Origin of the sequence: Rhodovulum kholense (assembly GCF_003053725.1) — a bacterium.
GTDB classification, from domain to species: Bacteria; Pseudomonadota; Alphaproteobacteria; order Rhodobacterales; family Rhodobacteraceae; genus Rhodovulum; species Rhodovulum kholense.
In genome coordinates this window covers 1-14,208 of the sequence record NZ_QAYC01000033.1, presented here as the reverse complement: position 1 = coordinate 14,208, position 14,208 = coordinate 1, and the positions used below count along the sequence as shown (strand labels likewise).

Here is a 14,208-nt window from a genome sequence, read left to right as displayed (position 1 = left end):
ATCGTCTTGTAGATCGGCTTCGGAGGTCTGCTCATGCTGCCCGGCTAGCATGCTGGATTCACGAGATGAATCCCCTGGATTTGCGCAACAACGCCCTTGACCAGTCTCAACGAAGAACCGTTTGAAACCTCATGCACCAACCCCGGGCGAGACGACTACTGGACCTGCCCCGGCTGCTATCACGACCTGGGCGATGTCGGCGAAGGCCGCCACGCCTGCCCGGAGTGTGGCCGCGATATTGATTGCGCGATCGATACTCAGCCCGTGTGCGTCGCTCGGCTGGCGGATCACGAGGAGGATGCGGCGTGACCCTTCCCGAAGACCATACCGCCAACAAACTTGCCCATGCGCTGCGCGCGGTGGGGCTCAATGACATGGCGACCCGCGCGGCCGAGGGGTACTACCACGACTTTCTTTCGCCGCTTGCCTTCCCCGAGCTGGAACTGATGCGGGATCTGGAAAAGGCCCGCATGGCCGGCAACGCCGGCGCTGCTCTACTGATCGCCCGCCACATCGAGGGCGGTTTCGACGCCAGCCTCGAGGAGAGCGAGGCTTGGGCAGCATCGCCCGAAGGGCGCGAGACGCTGGCTTCGGTGCTCGGAAGGCCCGTGTCGCTGGGAGATCGGGCGTGATCACCTTGGAGATCCGGGGCACGGGATCGTCCTGCGCCGTTTACATGGGAAATGAGCGCGTCAGCCGATTCTTCCTGAAGCGCGAGGCCGCGATCTGCGCCGAGCGCGCCATCGCCCAGCGTCTGCAGCAGCGGCAACGATCCTGTCTCTGTTGCGGAGCGGAATTTACCAGCCATGGGGCCGGAAACCGGCTCTGCAACACCTGTCGTCAGGAAGGGTGATTGACGTGGAAAAGCACACCGAAACTGCCCGCACAAACAGCGTCCGAGTCGGACGCTCTCGGACACTCGGACGCATCACTTTTCGAACATGCGAAAAGCCGTTTCTTTTCTTTGTCTTAAGTGGTGAGCCGTACAGGATTCGAACCTGTGACCCACTGATTAAAAGTCAGTTGCTCTACCAACTGAGCTAACGGCCCACTTGAGGCCTGCTACCTAGAAAAACCCGCGAGGGCGGTCAAGGGCAAAATCCATCATTTTTCGCAGGACGCTGGAAAGGGCCCCGGGCCGGGTGTATAGGACCGCCCCATGGCACGGATGGATGACCCCGAACGCCTGCCCTTCATGAAGATGCACGGGCTGGGCAACGACTTCGTCGTGATCGACCGGCGGCAGGGCGGAACGCCCTTGTCTGCCAGCCTCGTCGCGGCCATCGCCGACCGGCACCGGGGCGTCGGATTCGACCAGCTGGCGGTGATCGAACCCGCCGCGGACGCCGATGCGCGGCTGGTCTTCTACAATGCCGACGGTTCGCCCTCGGCCACCTGCGGCAATGCAACCCGCTGCATCGCGCGCCATCTGATCGATCAGACCGGGCGGCGCGAGCTGACCCTTCTGACCGAACGGGGCCGGCTTTTGGCGCGGGACGCGGGCGACGGGCTGACCTCGGTCAACATGGGCCCGCCGATCCTCGACTGGCAGGGCGTGCCGCTGGCGCGCGAGGTCGATCTCGACCGGCTGCCGATTGCGGGCGAGCCGGTGGCGACCGGAATGGGCAACCCGCATTGCACCTTCTTCGTCGCCGATGCCGAGGCGGTCGACCTGGTCACCTTCGGCCCCGAGCACGAACATCATCCGCTCTTCCCCGAGCGCACCAATGTGCAGGTCGCGCATCTGGCCGGACCCGACCGCATCCGGATGCGGGTCTGGGAACGGGGTGCGGGCCTCACGCTGGCCTCGGGCTCGTCCTCCTGTGCGGTCGCGGTGGCGGCGGCGCGGCGCGAGCTGACCGGGCGCGCGGTGACCATCCTGCTCGATGGCGGCGAATTGCAGATCGACTGGCGCGCGGACGGGGTCTGGATGACCGGTCCGACGGCGCATGTCTTCGACGGGGTCTTTACCGCCCCCTTCCTGGCGAGGGCCGAGTGATGGACGGCGCGGCGCCCCGGTTCACCACGCTTGGCTGTCGGCTGAATGCCTATGAGACCGAGGCGATGAAGGCGCTTGTCGCCGAAGCGGGGCTGGAAAACGCGCTGATCGTGAACACCTGCGCCGTGACATCCGAGGCGGTGCGCAAGGCCCGGCAAGAGATCCGGCGGCTGCGGCGCGAGAACCCCGAGGCCCGGATCGTCGTCACCGGCTGCGCGGCGCAGACCGAGCCTGCACGCTTTGCCGAAATGGACGAGGTCGATCTGGTGATCGGCAATGCCGAGAAGATGCGGCCCGAGACCTGGACCGGGATCGCGAAGGGCCCCGATTTCATCGGCGAGACCGAGAGGGTCATGGTCGACGACATCATGTCGGTGACCGAGACGGCGGGCCACCTGATCGACGGGTTCGGCACGCGAAGCCGCGCCTTCGTGCAGGTCCAGAACGGCTGCGATCACCGCTGCACCTTCTGCATCATCCCTTTCGGGCGGGGCAATTCGCGGTCGGTCCCGGCGGGGGTGCTGGTCGACCAGATCCGGCGGCTGGTCGGCGCGGGCTATAACGAAGTGGTGCTGACCGGAGTCGACCTGACCAGCTGGGGCGCCGATCTGCCCGCCACGCCGCGGCTGGGCGATCTGGTGGCGCGCATCCTGAAGCTGGTGCCCGAGCTGCCGCGCCTCCGGATTTCCTCGATCGATTCCATCGAGGCCGATGAGGCCTTGATGCGCGCCATCGCCGAGGAAGAGCGGCTGATGCCGCATCTGCACCTGTCGCTGCAGGCGGGCGACGACATGGTCCTCAAGCGGATGAAACGCCGGCACCTGCGCGACGACGCGATCCGGTTCTGTGCCGAGGCGCGGCGCCTGCGCCCCGACATGACCTTCGGTGCCGACATCATCGCGGGCTTTCCGACCGAAACCGAAGAGATGTTCGGGAATTCCCTCAGGCTGGTCGAAGAGTGCGACCTGACCTGGCTGCATGTCTTTCCCTACTCGCCCCGTCCCGGCACGCCCGCAGCGCGGATGCCCCAGGTCGATGGCGCGGCGATCCGCGACCGGGCGGCGCGGCTCAGGGCCGCGGGCGACGCGCAGGTCGCGCGGCATCTGGCGGCCCAGGTCGGGCGGAGCCACCGGATCCTGATGGAAAGCCCGCGCATGGGCCGGACCGAGCAGTTCACCGAGGTCGATTTCGGGTCGGACCGGCCCGAGGGCCGGATCGTGACCGCGACCATCTGCGGATGCTCGACGACCCGGCTTCAGGCGGACTAGAGTCTTGTCAGGTCCCGACCGGGCGCGGCCCCGCCCGGGACGGCCGACCGATATGTGAATGGACAGGCGCCCCGGGCCAGCCTATCTTTTGGGCAGTCTTCCAGGAGTTTCGCCGATGCCCCTGCCTCTTGCCCCCATCGCGACCGTCGCCCTGCGCTACGGCCTGCACTATGGCGCGGTCGCTCTGGCCGCCTACGCGCTGTCGAAAAGCCGGGACGGACTGCGCCGCGACCAGCGCACGGAAGACGCCATGGACGAGCTGGGCGAGGGGCTGACCTTCCGTCGCGATCAAGAACAGGTGAACGGGGCCGCCCGGATGCGCCGTACTTTCCGCGTGGGCCCCGCCGGCCCGGGGGTCGAGATTGATGCCTCGGCCTTCGGTCGGCTGCGGGTTCGCCGGGTGTGACGCCGGGGCAGGACGGCGGCCTGAACAACGGCCCAAATAGCGCAATATAGTGTCTTGGCATGCGGTTGAACGTCTCAGAATCGGTCTAATAACCCGATTCCCTCTGGCTGGAATTGTCCCTGAGGGGTATACGGCGGTCGACCGGAATCCGTCTGAGCCTCCGCCGTCGCTGCGCGGCTATGTCCGCTGGACGCAATTTTCCTGCCGGGGCTAGGTAAGTCTGGTAAACGGCCGAGGAATCCCTTGGCCCGTTTTTTCGAATCGACCGGGGGCGACCCGGTCCTGGAAAGGAGAAATTCTCGTGTCGCACGCAGAAGATCACGACGGCACCCGCCGAGACTTCCTTTACTATGCCACGGCGGGCGCCGGTGCTGTGACCGCAGGTGCGGCCATCTGGCCGCTGATCAACCAGATGAACCCCTCCGCCGACGTGCAGGCGCTGAGTTCGATCCGGGTCGACGTCTCGTCGGTGTCCGAAGGCCAGCAGATTACTGTCAAGTTTCTCGGCAAGCCGGTGTTCATCCGCCTGCGTACTCCCGAAGATATCGAACTGGCGCGCTCGATCCCGCTGTCCGACCTTCGCGACAACAACTCGCGCAACCCGAACAAGCCGGGCGAGGCGACGGACCAGAACCGGACGATGGACGAAGAGGGCAAATGGCTGGTCATGATCGGCGTCTGCACCCATCTCGGCTGCGTTCCGATCGGCAACCAGTCCGGTGATTTCGGCGGGTGGTTCTGCCCCTGCCACGGCTCGCACTACGATTCCGCGGGCCGCATCCGCAAGGGCCCCGCGCCCGAGAACATGTACATCCCGGTTGCGTCCTTCGTGGACGAGACGACCATCCAACTCGGTTAAGGGAGCCCCCGAATGTCCGGTATTCCTCACGATCATTACGAACCGGGGTCGGCCCCCGAGAAGTGGCTGGAGCGGCGCCTGCCGGTCATCAGCCTGATTTACGACACCCTGATGATCCCCACCCCGAAGAACCTCAACTGGATGTGGATCTGGGGCGTGGTGCTGTTCTTCACGCTGGTGCTGCAGATCGTCACCGGCATCGTCCTGGCGATGCACTACGTGCCGAACACCGAGATGGCCTTCGCCTCGCTCGAGCACATCATGCGCAACGTGAACGGCGGCCACTTCCTGCGGTATCTGCACTCGAACGGCGCCTCGCTGTTCTTCGTGGCGGTCTACCTGCACATCTTCCGCGGTCTCTATTACGGGTCCTACAAGTCGCCCCGCGAGGTGACCTGGATCATCGGCATCCTGATCTACCTGGCGATGATGGCGACCGCGTTCATGGGCTACGTCCTGCCCTGGGGCCAGATGTCCTTCTGGGGCGCCACCGTGATCACCGGCTTGTTCGGCGCGATCCCGTGGATCGGTCACGACATCCAGCAATGGCTGCTGGGCGGGCCGGCCGTCGGCAACGCGACGCTGAACCGGTTCTTCTCGCTGCACTACCTCATTCCCTTCGTGATCCTCGGGCTGTCGATCGTCCACGTCTGGGCGTTCCACACCACCGGCAACAACAACCCCACCGGTGTTGAGGTCCGCCGCGGTTCGCGGGAAGAGGCCGACAAGGACACGCTGCCCTTCTGGCCCTATTTCGTGATGAAGGACCTGTTCGCGCTGGGCGTCGTGCTGGTCGTCTTCTTCGCGATCGTGGGCTTCATGCCGAACTACCTGGGTCACCCCGACAACTACCTCGAGGCGAACCCGCTGCAGACCCCGACGCACATCGTGCCGGAATGGTACTTCCTGCCCTTCTACGCGATCCTGCGGGCCTTCACCGCCGACGTCTGGGTGGTGATGATCGTCGACTGGCTGACCTTCGGCGTCGTCAACGCCAAGTTCTTCGGTGTGATCGCGATGTTCGGCTCGATCATCGTGATGGCGCTGGTGCCCTGGCTCGACACCTCGAACGTGCGCTCGGGCCGCTACCGTCCGCAGTTCAAGCTGGCCTTCGCGCTCTTCGTGGTCGACTTCGTGCTGCTGACCTGGGCGGGCGGGATGCCGGCCGAGGCGGTCTATGCCAACATCTCGCTCGTCGGTGCCGCCTACTGGTTCGCGTACTTCCTGGTGATCCTGCCGGTGCTGGGCGTGATCGAGAAGCCGCTGCCGCAGCCGGAAACCATCGAGGAAGACTTCAACGCCCACTACGGCGAAGGCGCCGCGGCCGGCAAGGCCACGCCGGCCGAGTGACAGAAGGGATCGGATAAGATGTTCAAGAAACTGACGATCACCGCCCTGACCGCCCTGACGCTGGGGGCGGGTGGCGCCTGGGCCGCCGAGGGCGGCCATGTGAAGGACTACAAGTTCTCGTTCGAGGGGCCCTTCGGCAAATACGACCAGGCTCAGCTGCAACGCGGCCTGCAGATCTACACCCAGATCTGCTCGGTCTGCCACGGTCTGAAATACGTGCCCTTCCGGTCGCTCTCCGAGCCGGGCGGGCCGACGCTGAGCGACGATGCGATGCGCGCCTATGCGGCCACCTACAGCATCTACGATCCCGAGATCGAGGATTACCGCGATGGCAAGCCGACGGACCACTTCCCCGGCGCGACCTATCCCGGCGCCCCGGACCTCAGCCTGATGGCGAAGGCGCGGGCGGGCTTCCATGGCCCGCTTGGCACCGGTCTGTCGCAGTTCTTCAACGGCATGGGCGGCCCCGAATACATCACCTCCTACCTGCTCGCCTTCAGCGACGAGACCAAGGAAGAGGCCGGCACGCTGTATTACGAGAACCCGGTCTTCTCGACTGGCTGGAGCGCGATGCCGCCCCAGCTGTTCGGCGAGGATGTGGAATATGCCGACGGCACCGAGGCCACCATGGAACAGGAAGCCAAGGACGTCGCGGCCTTCCTGATGTGGACGGCCGAGCCCAAGCTGATGATGCGCAAGGAAGCGGGGGTCATCTCGGTCCTGTTCCTTGGCGTGCTGACCGTGCTGCTCTATCTGACGAACAAGCGTCTCTGGGCCCCCTACAAGCCCAAGAAGAACGTCTGATCTTTGGATCTTCGGTTGACGGAAACGCGCCCTTCGGGGCGCGTTTTTCGTTTGCGCCCCGGTTTGCGCCCCGCTTTGCGCTCCGGGCCGCCGACAATGCCCCGGATCGGGCGTGTCATGGGTATTTTTGCCAAGAAGAAGGGATAGGGGCGATCAGCCCAGATAGGCGCGCAGCGCCGGCGGCGGGTCGGCCAGCAGATCGGCCGTCGCACGGGGCGGATGGGCGTGGCCTTCCGCGACGAGGATCGTCTGATCGGCGATGGCGCGGGCATCGGCCGGATCGTGGGTGACGAACAGAACGGTGGCGCCGGTCTCGTGCGCCAGGTCGGCCAGCAGATCGAGCATCCCGGCCTTGAGCGCCGGGCCGAGGGCGGCGAATGGCTCATCCAGCAGCATCAGCGGCCGGTTGCGCAACAGCATCCGCGCCAGCGCCACCCGGCCGCGCTGGCCGCCCGACAGCGCCGCCGGTTTCCGGGCGCCGAGTCCGGCCAGCCCGACCCGGTCGAGCGCGGTTTCGACCGCGCGGGTCTGATCCCGGTCGAGCCGAAGGCCGGGACGAAGGCCAAGCCCGACATTCTGGGCCGCGGTCAGGTGGGGAAAGAGGTTGTTGTCCTGAAACAGCACCGAAAGCGGCCTGTCGCCGGGCGCGAACGGGCCAAGATCGGTGCCCTGCCAGAGCACCCGGCCGCGGTCGGGCGCCAGAAAGCCCGCGATGGTGTCGAGCAGTGTCGATTTGCCCGCGCCCGAGGGCCCCAGCAGCGCCACGATCCGGCCCGGCGCGACGGTCAGGTCCGCGCTGAGGGAGAAGCCGCCCTGAAGAAGGACGAGGGTCTCAAGGCTCAGCATGGGTGCGTCCTCCGCGGTCGAAGATCCAGAAGAGCCCGAGGCTGAGCACCAGCAGCAAGAGGGCGGCGCCGGCCGCGCTTTCCATCCGGTAGGCCGCCATCAACCCGTAAAGCTGCAAGGGCAGCGTGGCATGGCCCGGGTCGGAGAACAGCGCGATCACGCCCAGATCGCCCATCGAGAGCGCCGCCGAAAGTCCGAGCGTGAAGCCCACGGGACGGCGCAGGCGCGGCATCAGCATCAGCCTGAGCCGCGCACCTCCGGTCATCCCGAGGCTGTCGGCAAGGCGGCCATGGCTGCGCTCGGCTTCGGCCACGGCGGGCATCAGCGCGCGCAGCGCGAAGGGCAGGCTCATCGCGGCATTGACGGTCGCGGTAACCGGCAGCGCCAGCAGCCGCGGATCGGCCAGCGGGAAGAGCAGGATGAAAAGCCCGGTGCCCATCACCAGCGGCGAGGCGGCGATGGTGAGCGTGCCCGCCGCCTGAACCGCCCGACCCCGAAGGCCCTTGAGCCGGTCGATGGCGATGGCCATCGGCAGCGCCAGCGCCAGCGTCAGCGCGGCCGAGCCGAGCGCCACGGCAAGCGAGCGGAGCGCCGCCGCATAGACCGAGGGGGGCAAGCCCGCCAGTCCCGGCAGGCCGCGCAGCGCCACCATGGCAAGCGGCAGGATCAGGAACAGCGTGGCCAGCGTCAGCCAGGCCGCGTCCTGCAGCCGCAGCCACCGCCCGTCCGTGCCGAGCTGCGCGACCGGGCGACCGAGACCGGGACCGAAGGCGCCCGGCACGGCGATCGCGAAGGCCGAAAGCGCGGCGATGACCGACAGCCCGACCTGGATCAGCGCCAGCCAGGCAGCGCGGCCAAGGTCGAAATCGAAGCGGAAGGCCTGATAGATCGCCAGCTCGACTGTTGTCGCGCGCGGTCCGCCGCCAAGGGTCAGGGCGACGGCAAAACTGGTCAGGCAGATCAGGAAGACGACCAGAAAGGCGCCGGGCAGTACCTCGCGCAGCATCGGGCGTTCGATATGGGCGAAGCGCTCGGCCGGGCCGAAGCCCAGCGCCGCCGCCAGCCGGAAGCGTTCCGCCGGAATCGCCAGCCAGCCCTGAAGCACCAGCCGGGTCGCCAGCGGCAGGTTGAAGAAGACATGGGCCAGCACCACGCCGCCCGGCCCGTAGATGTCGACCGGGCCCAGGCCCAGCGGCGCAAGGGCCGCAGACAGAAGGCCGCTGCGGCCGAAGACGGCCAGAAGGCCCATCACCGCGACGATGACGGGCAGGATGAAGGGCGCACCCAGAAGGGTGATCAGCACACCCCGTCCCGGAAAGCGGCGCCGGGCCAGCGCCCGGGCCACCGGCACTGCCAGCAGGGTGCTGAGCGCGGCCGAGGCCAACGCCTGCAACAGCGTGAACCGCACCGCTGCCAGATCGGCGGCACCCAGCCGCGCGGGCCCTTCCGCGCGCAGGGCCACGGCCGCGATGGTGCCGAGGCCAAGCGCCAGCGCCAGTGCGGCGGCGCCCAGCCCCAACCCGGTGGCAGCGCCTAGCGGCTGAGCGCGTCGCGCCATTCGGCCAGCGCCTCGTCCCGCACCTCGGCCGCCTCGCCCGCCGGGAAGATCAGCGCCGTTTCGGGCCTGATCAGGGTCTCGTAGCCCGCGGGCAACCCGTTGGCGGGGGTGACGGCCGGATACATCCAGTTGGTGGTGGGGATTGCCGACTGGAACGGTTCGGTCAGCATGAAGTCTAGGAATTGCTGCGCCAGCTCGGGCTGGTCGGACGAGGCCACGATGCCCGCCACCTCGATCTGCAGGTAGTGGCCCTCGTCGAAGCGGGCGGCGGCCTTGGTATAGTCCTCTTCGGCGATCAGGTGATAGGCGGGCGAGGTGGTGTAGGACAGCACCATGTCGGCCTCGCCGTCGATGAACATGCCGTATGATTCGGTCCAGCCCTTGGTCACGGTCAGGATATGCGGCGCAAGCCCCTCCCAGATCTCGGGCGCGCGGTCGCCATAGGCGGCCTTGACCCAGAGCAGCAGCCCCAGACCGGGGGTCGAGCTGCGCGGGTCCTGGATCACGATCTTCAGGTCCTCGGGCGCGGCGATCAGGTCCTCGAAACTGGCGGGCGGCTCGGGCAGCCGGGTCTTGTCGTAGACGAAGGCGAAATAGCCCCAGTCATAGGGCAGAAACAGCGGGTCTTCCCAGCCGACCGGCAGGTCGAGCACGGAGTCGTCGCGGCCATGCGGGGCGAACAGACCGGTTTCGGCCGCGGCGGCGGTCAGGTTGGTATCGAGCCCCAGCACGACATCCGCGTCGGTCCGGTCGCCTTCCAGCCGCAGCCGCGCCAGCAGCGCCGCGCCGTCGCCCGCGGCCACGAAATTCAGCGCGCAGCCGCACCGGGCTTCGAAGGCGTCCTTGACGATCGGGCCGGGGCCCCATTCGGCCACGAAACTTTCATAGGTGTAGACGGTCAGTTCGGGCCGCTCGTCCGCCAATGCGGGCAGGGCCGACGCGGCCAGCGCCGCGGCGATAACTTGGATACGCATGGTCCTCCTCCAAAGATGGGGGCGGCCGGGCAAGGGTGGAGATTTGTCCATGGGCCTTCCCTCCGCCGGTTCTAACCGGTTCAGGTTCAACGGGTTCGCAGGTTGCGCATCTCAGCCCCATGGGGCACCCCGAGGTGACGGCCACGCTAGCGCCCCGCCCTGCGGTCCGCAAGCCAAACTCAGGCCCCGCCCCGCGCAGCCTGGGCAAACCCCTTGAGGGGCGGGCGCCCGGCGGCTATGCCCATAGGCCAAAGGAGATCGCCCCCATGAGCCAAGAATGAGCCTGAACACCTTCGGCCATCTGTTCCGCGTCACCACCTGGGGCGAAAGCCACGGGTCCGCGCTTGGCGCGACGGTCGATGGCTGTCCGCCCGGCATCGCGGTCGACGAGGCGATGCTGCAGCACTGGCTCGACCGTCGGAAACCCGGGCAGAGCCGGTTCACCACCCAGCGGCAGGAACCCGACACGGTCGAGATCCTGTCGGGCGTGTTCGAGGGGCAGACCACGGGCACCCCGGTGCAGCTGATGATCCGCAATACCGACCAGCGGTCGAAGGATTACGGCGACATCGCGCAGAAATTCCGGCCCGGTCATGCCGACATCACCTACTGGCAGAAATACGGCATCCGCGATTATCGCGGTGGCGGCCGGTCCTCGGCTCGGGAAACGGCGGCACGGGTGGCGGCCGGGGGCGTGGCGCGGGCGGCGCTGGCATCGCTGGCGCCTGGGCTGACGATCACCGGCTACATGGTGCAGATCGGCCCCCATGCCATCGACCGGGCGCGTTTCGATGTCGCTCAGATCGAACGCAACCCGTTCTGGGCGCCGGACGCACAGGCGGCGGCGGAGTGGGAAGGCTACCTCGACGGGCTCCGCAAGACGGGCAACTCGGTCGGCGCGGTGGTCGAGATCGTGGCTTCGGGCGTGCCCGCGGGCCTTGGCGCGCCGATCTATGGCAAGCTCGACACCGATCTGGCGGCGGCGATGATGAGCATTAATGCCGTGAAGGCGGTCGAGATCGGCGAGGGCATGGCGGCCGCGACCCTGACCGGCGTCGAGAATGCCGACGAGATGACCATGGGTCCCGACGGGCCGGTCTATGCCTCGAACCATGCGGGCGGCATCCTCGGCGGGATCTCGACCGGGCAGGAGGTGGTGGTGCGCTTCGCGGTCAAGCCGACCTCGTCGATCCTTACCCCCCGGCGCACTGTGACGGTGGCGGGCGAAGAGACCGAGATTGTCACCAAGGGCCGCCACGACCCCTGCGTCGGCATCCGCGCGGTGCCGGTGGGCGAGGCGATGATGGCCTGCGTGCTTCTGGACCATTTGCTGCTGCATCGCGGTCAGGTGGGCGGCAATCGGGGCCGGATCGGCTAGCGCGTCGGCGGTTACTGTCTGCGGGCCGCGGTCTGCCCCTGCAGCGCGGCAGGGGCACCGCTCGTGTCGGCAGATCCGGCAGCCGGCGCAGCATTGGGCAGGAGTCGGCTATCGCATTCTCAGAAAGTGATTTGTCGGTGATCGCAGCACAGCTTGGCTGTTTCGAAGGCCGCCCGGAGCGATCTCTGCGCTCGGGGGCGGGGCGGGAGGCACGCGCCGTTGCAGACGGCAGGGCAGGATGCCGCCAGGCTTCTCCCGCGGGAAGGGACCATGGAGCTTCACAGATCCGATATGTCCTGGCGGCAAGCTGCGGGCTGAATTTTACGCAGGCCGCCGGCCCGTGCAGCGTGACCCGGCCCGCACTGACACCCGGGGTCAAGCGGCTGGAAGAGGAACTGGGCGACGACCCGTTCCAGCGGAGGGCATGCGGTCCCATCCGACCGAGCTTGGCAAGGAGATGGTCCCGCTTCTGCAGTACAGCCACGATGCCGCCAAGGCCGAGGCTGAGAGACGAATACCGCGATAGCCGGTTGCCCCGCGCTTGCCGGGGATGAAGTTCTTGCCGGTCTGGGGATGGCGCCAGCGGCTGGCCTTCTGCTTGAGATGGTTCGAGACCGTGCGGCCGCCCCAGCGGGTCTCGCCGCGATCTTCGAGCCAGAAGTTGAAGGCCTCGATCAGGTCGCGGGAATGGATGAAATCATCCTCGGCGCCGGTGACGATGGCGCATTCGGTCAGGAAGGCGCCCACCGGATCGCTTTCCTCGCGGTATTCGGCCGTGGCCTCCAGCACCCGTTCGGGCGGGCGGAGGGGCGCGTTCCGCTCGGCCGTGACCCGCTTCATGACGGCGAACACCGCCGGATCGCCCGGCGCGGTGCGGGCGCTGATCCGGCCCGAGCTGTGGGGCTTCCTGGACGGCGCGCTGATCGAGGGCACCGCCGTTTCGGAATGGGACCGACTGGCGAAGAATACCCCGGCCGGGAACATCGCCATGACCCATAACGCGCTGGCCGCGCCCTCGGGCAATCCGCTGGCGACGGCCTCGCTGCTGACCACAGCGGCGGGCGGCGTGGCCGCGATCTTCATCGGCGCATGGGGGACTGTGGACATGATCCGCGACCCGTTCAGCGACGCGCAGTCGGGCGGGCTCCGGATCATGGCGCTGGCCACCATGGACGTGACCGTTGGTGGCGCTCGCGGGCGCCGAGACCGTCTTCGAACTCTTCGACCCGGAGCACACGGCATGACACTGGCAATTCGGATCCACTGGCGCGTCGCCGGACGCTTCAACCAGTTGCGCGCGGGCGGAAAAGTTTTTGGCCCGCTTTAAGGGGTGCGCGTGATGGCCCCGCGAAGCGACATCTCGGCCGAGTTCTAGGCGACGGCCGTGGCGATGCAGGCCCGCCAGCGCCCGGTCTCGCTTCGGGACCGCCTGAGCCTGGCGGCCGCGGGGCTCGGGTCGGGCGACGGGGAATTGCGCGCGGCCATTGCCCGGTTCCTGGCCGATCACGATGACGGCCCGGCCGCCGCCGGAGCCGCCCTGCAGGACAGGATCCTTCGGCGCTCGGAAGCGCCGCCCGCGCGCCATGCTTGGCAAGAGAGGGCTGATCTCGATGGCTGAGGCACCGCTGTTCCGGGCCGATCAGGTGCTGATCGCTGCCACTGCGGCGCTGGCCGTGCCGCCGGTGATGGATTGCGATGTGACCGCGCGACGGCTGACCATGGCGCTCGACGTGGTCCCGCATATCGACCTCAACGGCCCGACCTACGGCCTCGCCTTCGAGATCGAGGCCAGCGGGTCTCGGCGACCTCGGCGCTGACGGTCTCGGCGGCCTGGGCCTGCGTGAAGGGCAATTCCGAACTGATCGGCGCGCTGCCGGTGGCGCTTTACGAACGCGGCGCCAATGGCAGCCGGGCCCGGATCGAGGCGGACCTGGCCGAGATCCTGACCCTCTCGCCCTCGGCCGGGCAGACCGCGATGGAGTTCTGGGAGGCGCAGGTCGCCCATCTGCTGCTGCAGGGCAATGCCTATTCCGAGAAGCTGACGGTCGGCAGCCGCCTGGTGGGGCTGCGCCCGCTCTTCAACGTGCTGCCGGTCCGGCGCGACGATGGCCGGTTCGACTATCGCGTGACCGAGGACGGCCGGACCCATGTGCTGCCGCCCGGCAAGGTCTTCCATGTGCGGGGCTTCGGTGGCGGCGACGGGCTCGGCATGAGCGCGATCCGCTTCGGGGTGCAGAGCTTCGGCTCGGCGCTCGCGGCCGACGAGACCGCCGCGCGGGTGTTCTCGAACGCGATGATGCCCTCGGGCGTGATCGAAAGCGACCAGACCCTGACCCCCGAGCAGCGCGCCCAGCTCGGCCGGATGCTCGAGGCCTATGTGTCGAGCGACCGGGCGGGCAAGACGCTCGCGCTCGAGGCGGGCCTCAAGTACCGCCAGCTGCAGATGAACCCCGAGGATGCGCAACTGCTGGAAACGCGGCGCTTCCAGGTCGAGGATGTCTGTCGCTGGTTCGGCACGCCGCCGGTGGTGATCGGCCATGCCGCCCAGGGCCAGACCATGTGGGGCACGGGCGTCGAGGCGATCATGATGGCCTGGCTCCGCACCGGCATCAATCCGCTCCTGCGCCGTCTGGAAAGCCGGATCCTGAAGGATCTGATCCCGGCGGGCAAACGCGGGCGGTGGTTTGCGGAATGGAACCGCGAGGCGATGCTGCAGATGGACAGCAAGGCCAAGGGCGAGTTCCTGTCGAAGATGGTCGCGGGCGG

Annotated in this window: 18 protein-coding genes, 1 tRNA gene, 1 pseudogene and 1 riboswitch; of the genes and pseudogenes, 15 read left to right on the top strand and 5 right to left on the bottom strand. The window is 67.7% G+C overall.

All coding sequences use genetic code 11. The features are described from left to right. Positions 1–96: 96 nt before the first annotated feature. From C8N38_RS20770 to C8N38_RS21300, 3 genes are read left to right on the top strand one after another with little or no spacing between them, the layout of a single operon-like run. Positions 97–309: a hypothetical protein gene (locus tag C8N38_RS20770; RefSeq protein WP_108029011.1), complete on the top strand. Its 213-nt coding sequence runs from the start codon at positions 97–99 to the stop codon at positions 307–309. After that, the gene (locus C8N38_RS20765; RefSeq protein WP_108029010.1) at positions 306–632 is read left to right on the top strand and encodes a hypothetical protein; all 327 of its coding nucleotides are present in this window, start codon (positions 306–308) and stop codon (positions 630–632) included. Before C8N38_RS20770 ends, C8N38_RS20765 begins: the two co-directional genes overlap by 4 nt. Then, entirely contained in the window at positions 629–853 is a 225-nt protein-coding gene (locus C8N38_RS21300) for a hypothetical protein (protein ID WP_146176349.1), read from the top strand. The genes C8N38_RS20765 and C8N38_RS21300 overlap by 4 nt, the downstream gene beginning before the upstream one ends. A 121-nt stretch (positions 854–974) precedes the next feature. On the opposite strand, the gene C8N38_RS20760 is transcribed toward C8N38_RS21300, so the two are convergent. Further along, positions 975–1,050: transfer RNA gene (locus C8N38_RS20760), tRNA-Lys, on the bottom strand. 109 nt (positions 1,051–1,159) lie between these two features. Here C8N38_RS20760 and dapF point away from each other — a divergent pair. From dapF to C8N38_RS20730, 6 genes are all read left to right on the top strand, one after another. Continuing rightward, positions 1,160–1,999, top strand: a complete 840-nt coding sequence (dapF, locus tag C8N38_RS20755; protein WP_108029009.1) for a diaminopimelate epimerase — start codon at positions 1,160–1,162, stop codon at positions 1,997–1,999. Continuing rightward, entirely contained in the window at positions 1,999–3,267 is a 1,269-nt protein-coding gene (mtaB, locus tag C8N38_RS20750) for a tRNA (N(6)-L-threonylcarbamoyladenosine(37)-C(2))-methylthiotransferase MtaB (RefSeq protein WP_108029008.1), read from the top strand. The genes dapF and mtaB overlap by 1 nt, the downstream gene beginning before the upstream one ends. Positions 3,268–3,382: 115 nt before the next feature. After that, the gene (locus C8N38_RS20745; RefSeq protein ID WP_108029007.1) at positions 3,383–3,673 is read left to right on the top strand and encodes a hypothetical protein; all 291 of its coding nucleotides are present in this window, start codon (positions 3,383–3,385) and stop codon (positions 3,671–3,673) included. A 301-nt stretch (positions 3,674–3,974) separates the two neighbouring features. Next, positions 3,975–4,532 (top strand): ubiquinol-cytochrome c reductase iron-sulfur subunit, encoded by a 558-nt coding sequence (gene petA / locus C8N38_RS20740; RefSeq protein ID WP_108029006.1) that lies wholly within the window; start codon positions 3,975–3,977, stop codon positions 4,530–4,532. A 12-nt stretch (positions 4,533–4,544) separates the two neighbouring features. Next, entirely contained in the window at positions 4,545–5,882 is a 1,338-nt protein-coding gene (locus C8N38_RS20735) for a cytochrome b (RefSeq protein WP_108029005.1), read from the top strand. 18 nt (positions 5,883–5,900) lie between these two features. Next, positions 5,901–6,686 carry a cytochrome c1 gene (locus tag C8N38_RS20730; RefSeq protein WP_108029004.1) on the top strand — a complete coding sequence of 262 codons (786 nt, stop codon included), beginning with the start codon at positions 5,901–5,903 and terminating at the stop codon, positions 6,684–6,686. 153 nt (positions 6,687–6,839) lie between these two features. Here the strand turns inward: C8N38_RS20730 and C8N38_RS20725 are convergent, their stop codons facing one another. From C8N38_RS20725 to thiB, 3 genes are read right to left on the bottom strand one after another with little or no spacing between them, the layout of a single operon-like run. Then, entirely contained in the window at positions 6,840–7,532 is a 693-nt protein-coding gene (locus C8N38_RS20725; protein ID WP_108029013.1) for a thiamine ABC transporter ATP-binding protein, read from the bottom strand. Then, positions 7,519–9,090: an ABC transporter permease family protein gene (locus tag C8N38_RS20720; RefSeq protein ID WP_108029003.1), complete on the bottom strand. Its 1,572-nt coding sequence runs from the start codon at positions 9,088–9,090 to the stop codon at positions 7,519–7,521. The genes C8N38_RS20725 and C8N38_RS20720 overlap by 14 nt, the downstream gene beginning before the upstream one ends. After that, positions 9,066–10,064 (bottom strand): thiamine ABC transporter substrate binding subunit, encoded by a 999-nt coding sequence (thiB, locus tag C8N38_RS20715; protein WP_108029002.1) that lies wholly within the window; start codon positions 10,062–10,064, stop codon positions 9,066–9,068. The genes C8N38_RS20720 and thiB overlap by 25 nt, the downstream gene beginning before the upstream one ends. A 40-nt stretch (positions 10,065–10,104) precedes the next feature. After that, a riboswitch (TPP riboswitch) is annotated at positions 10,105–10,206 on the bottom strand. 135 nt (positions 10,207–10,341) lie between these two features. On the opposite strand from thiB, the gene aroC reads away from it, so the two are divergent. After that, positions 10,342–11,442: a chorismate synthase gene (gene aroC / locus C8N38_RS20710; RefSeq protein ID WP_108029001.1), complete on the top strand. Its 1,101-nt coding sequence runs from the start codon at positions 10,342–10,344 to the stop codon at positions 11,440–11,442. Between the two features lie 137 nt (positions 11,443–11,579). After that, positions 11,580–11,804: pseudogene (locus C8N38_RS22360) on the top strand (hypothetical protein); the annotation flags it as partial. 13 nt (positions 11,805–11,817) lie between these two features. Here the strand turns inward: C8N38_RS22360 and C8N38_RS21295 are convergent. After that, complete coding sequence (locus tag C8N38_RS21295; RefSeq protein WP_170120340.1) at positions 11,818–12,282, bottom strand: hypothetical protein; 465 nt, start codon at positions 12,280–12,282, stop codon at positions 11,818–11,820. On the opposite strand from C8N38_RS21295, the gene C8N38_RS20705 reads away from it, so the two are divergent. The 4 genes from C8N38_RS20705 to C8N38_RS20695 form a co-directional block, all read left to right on the top strand. Further along, positions 12,281–12,769 (top strand): hypothetical protein, encoded by a 489-nt coding sequence (locus C8N38_RS20705; protein WP_245895834.1) that lies wholly within the window; start codon positions 12,281–12,283, stop codon positions 12,767–12,769. The two genes, C8N38_RS21295 and C8N38_RS20705, sit on opposite strands and share 2 nt — an antisense overlap. 57 nt (positions 12,770–12,826) lie before the next feature. Next, entirely contained in the window at positions 12,827–13,060 is a 234-nt protein-coding gene (locus C8N38_RS20700) for a hypothetical protein (RefSeq protein WP_146176347.1), read from the top strand. Continuing rightward, entirely contained in the window at positions 13,053–13,259 is a 207-nt protein-coding gene (locus C8N38_RS22080; RefSeq protein ID WP_245895833.1) for a hypothetical protein, read from the top strand. Before C8N38_RS20700 ends, C8N38_RS22080 begins: the two co-directional genes overlap by 8 nt. A 23-nt stretch (positions 13,260–13,282) precedes the next feature. Then, positions 13,283–14,208, top strand: a 926-nt coding sequence (locus C8N38_RS20695) for a phage portal protein (RefSeq protein WP_245895832.1), incomplete at its 3' end; no start/stop codon positions are given.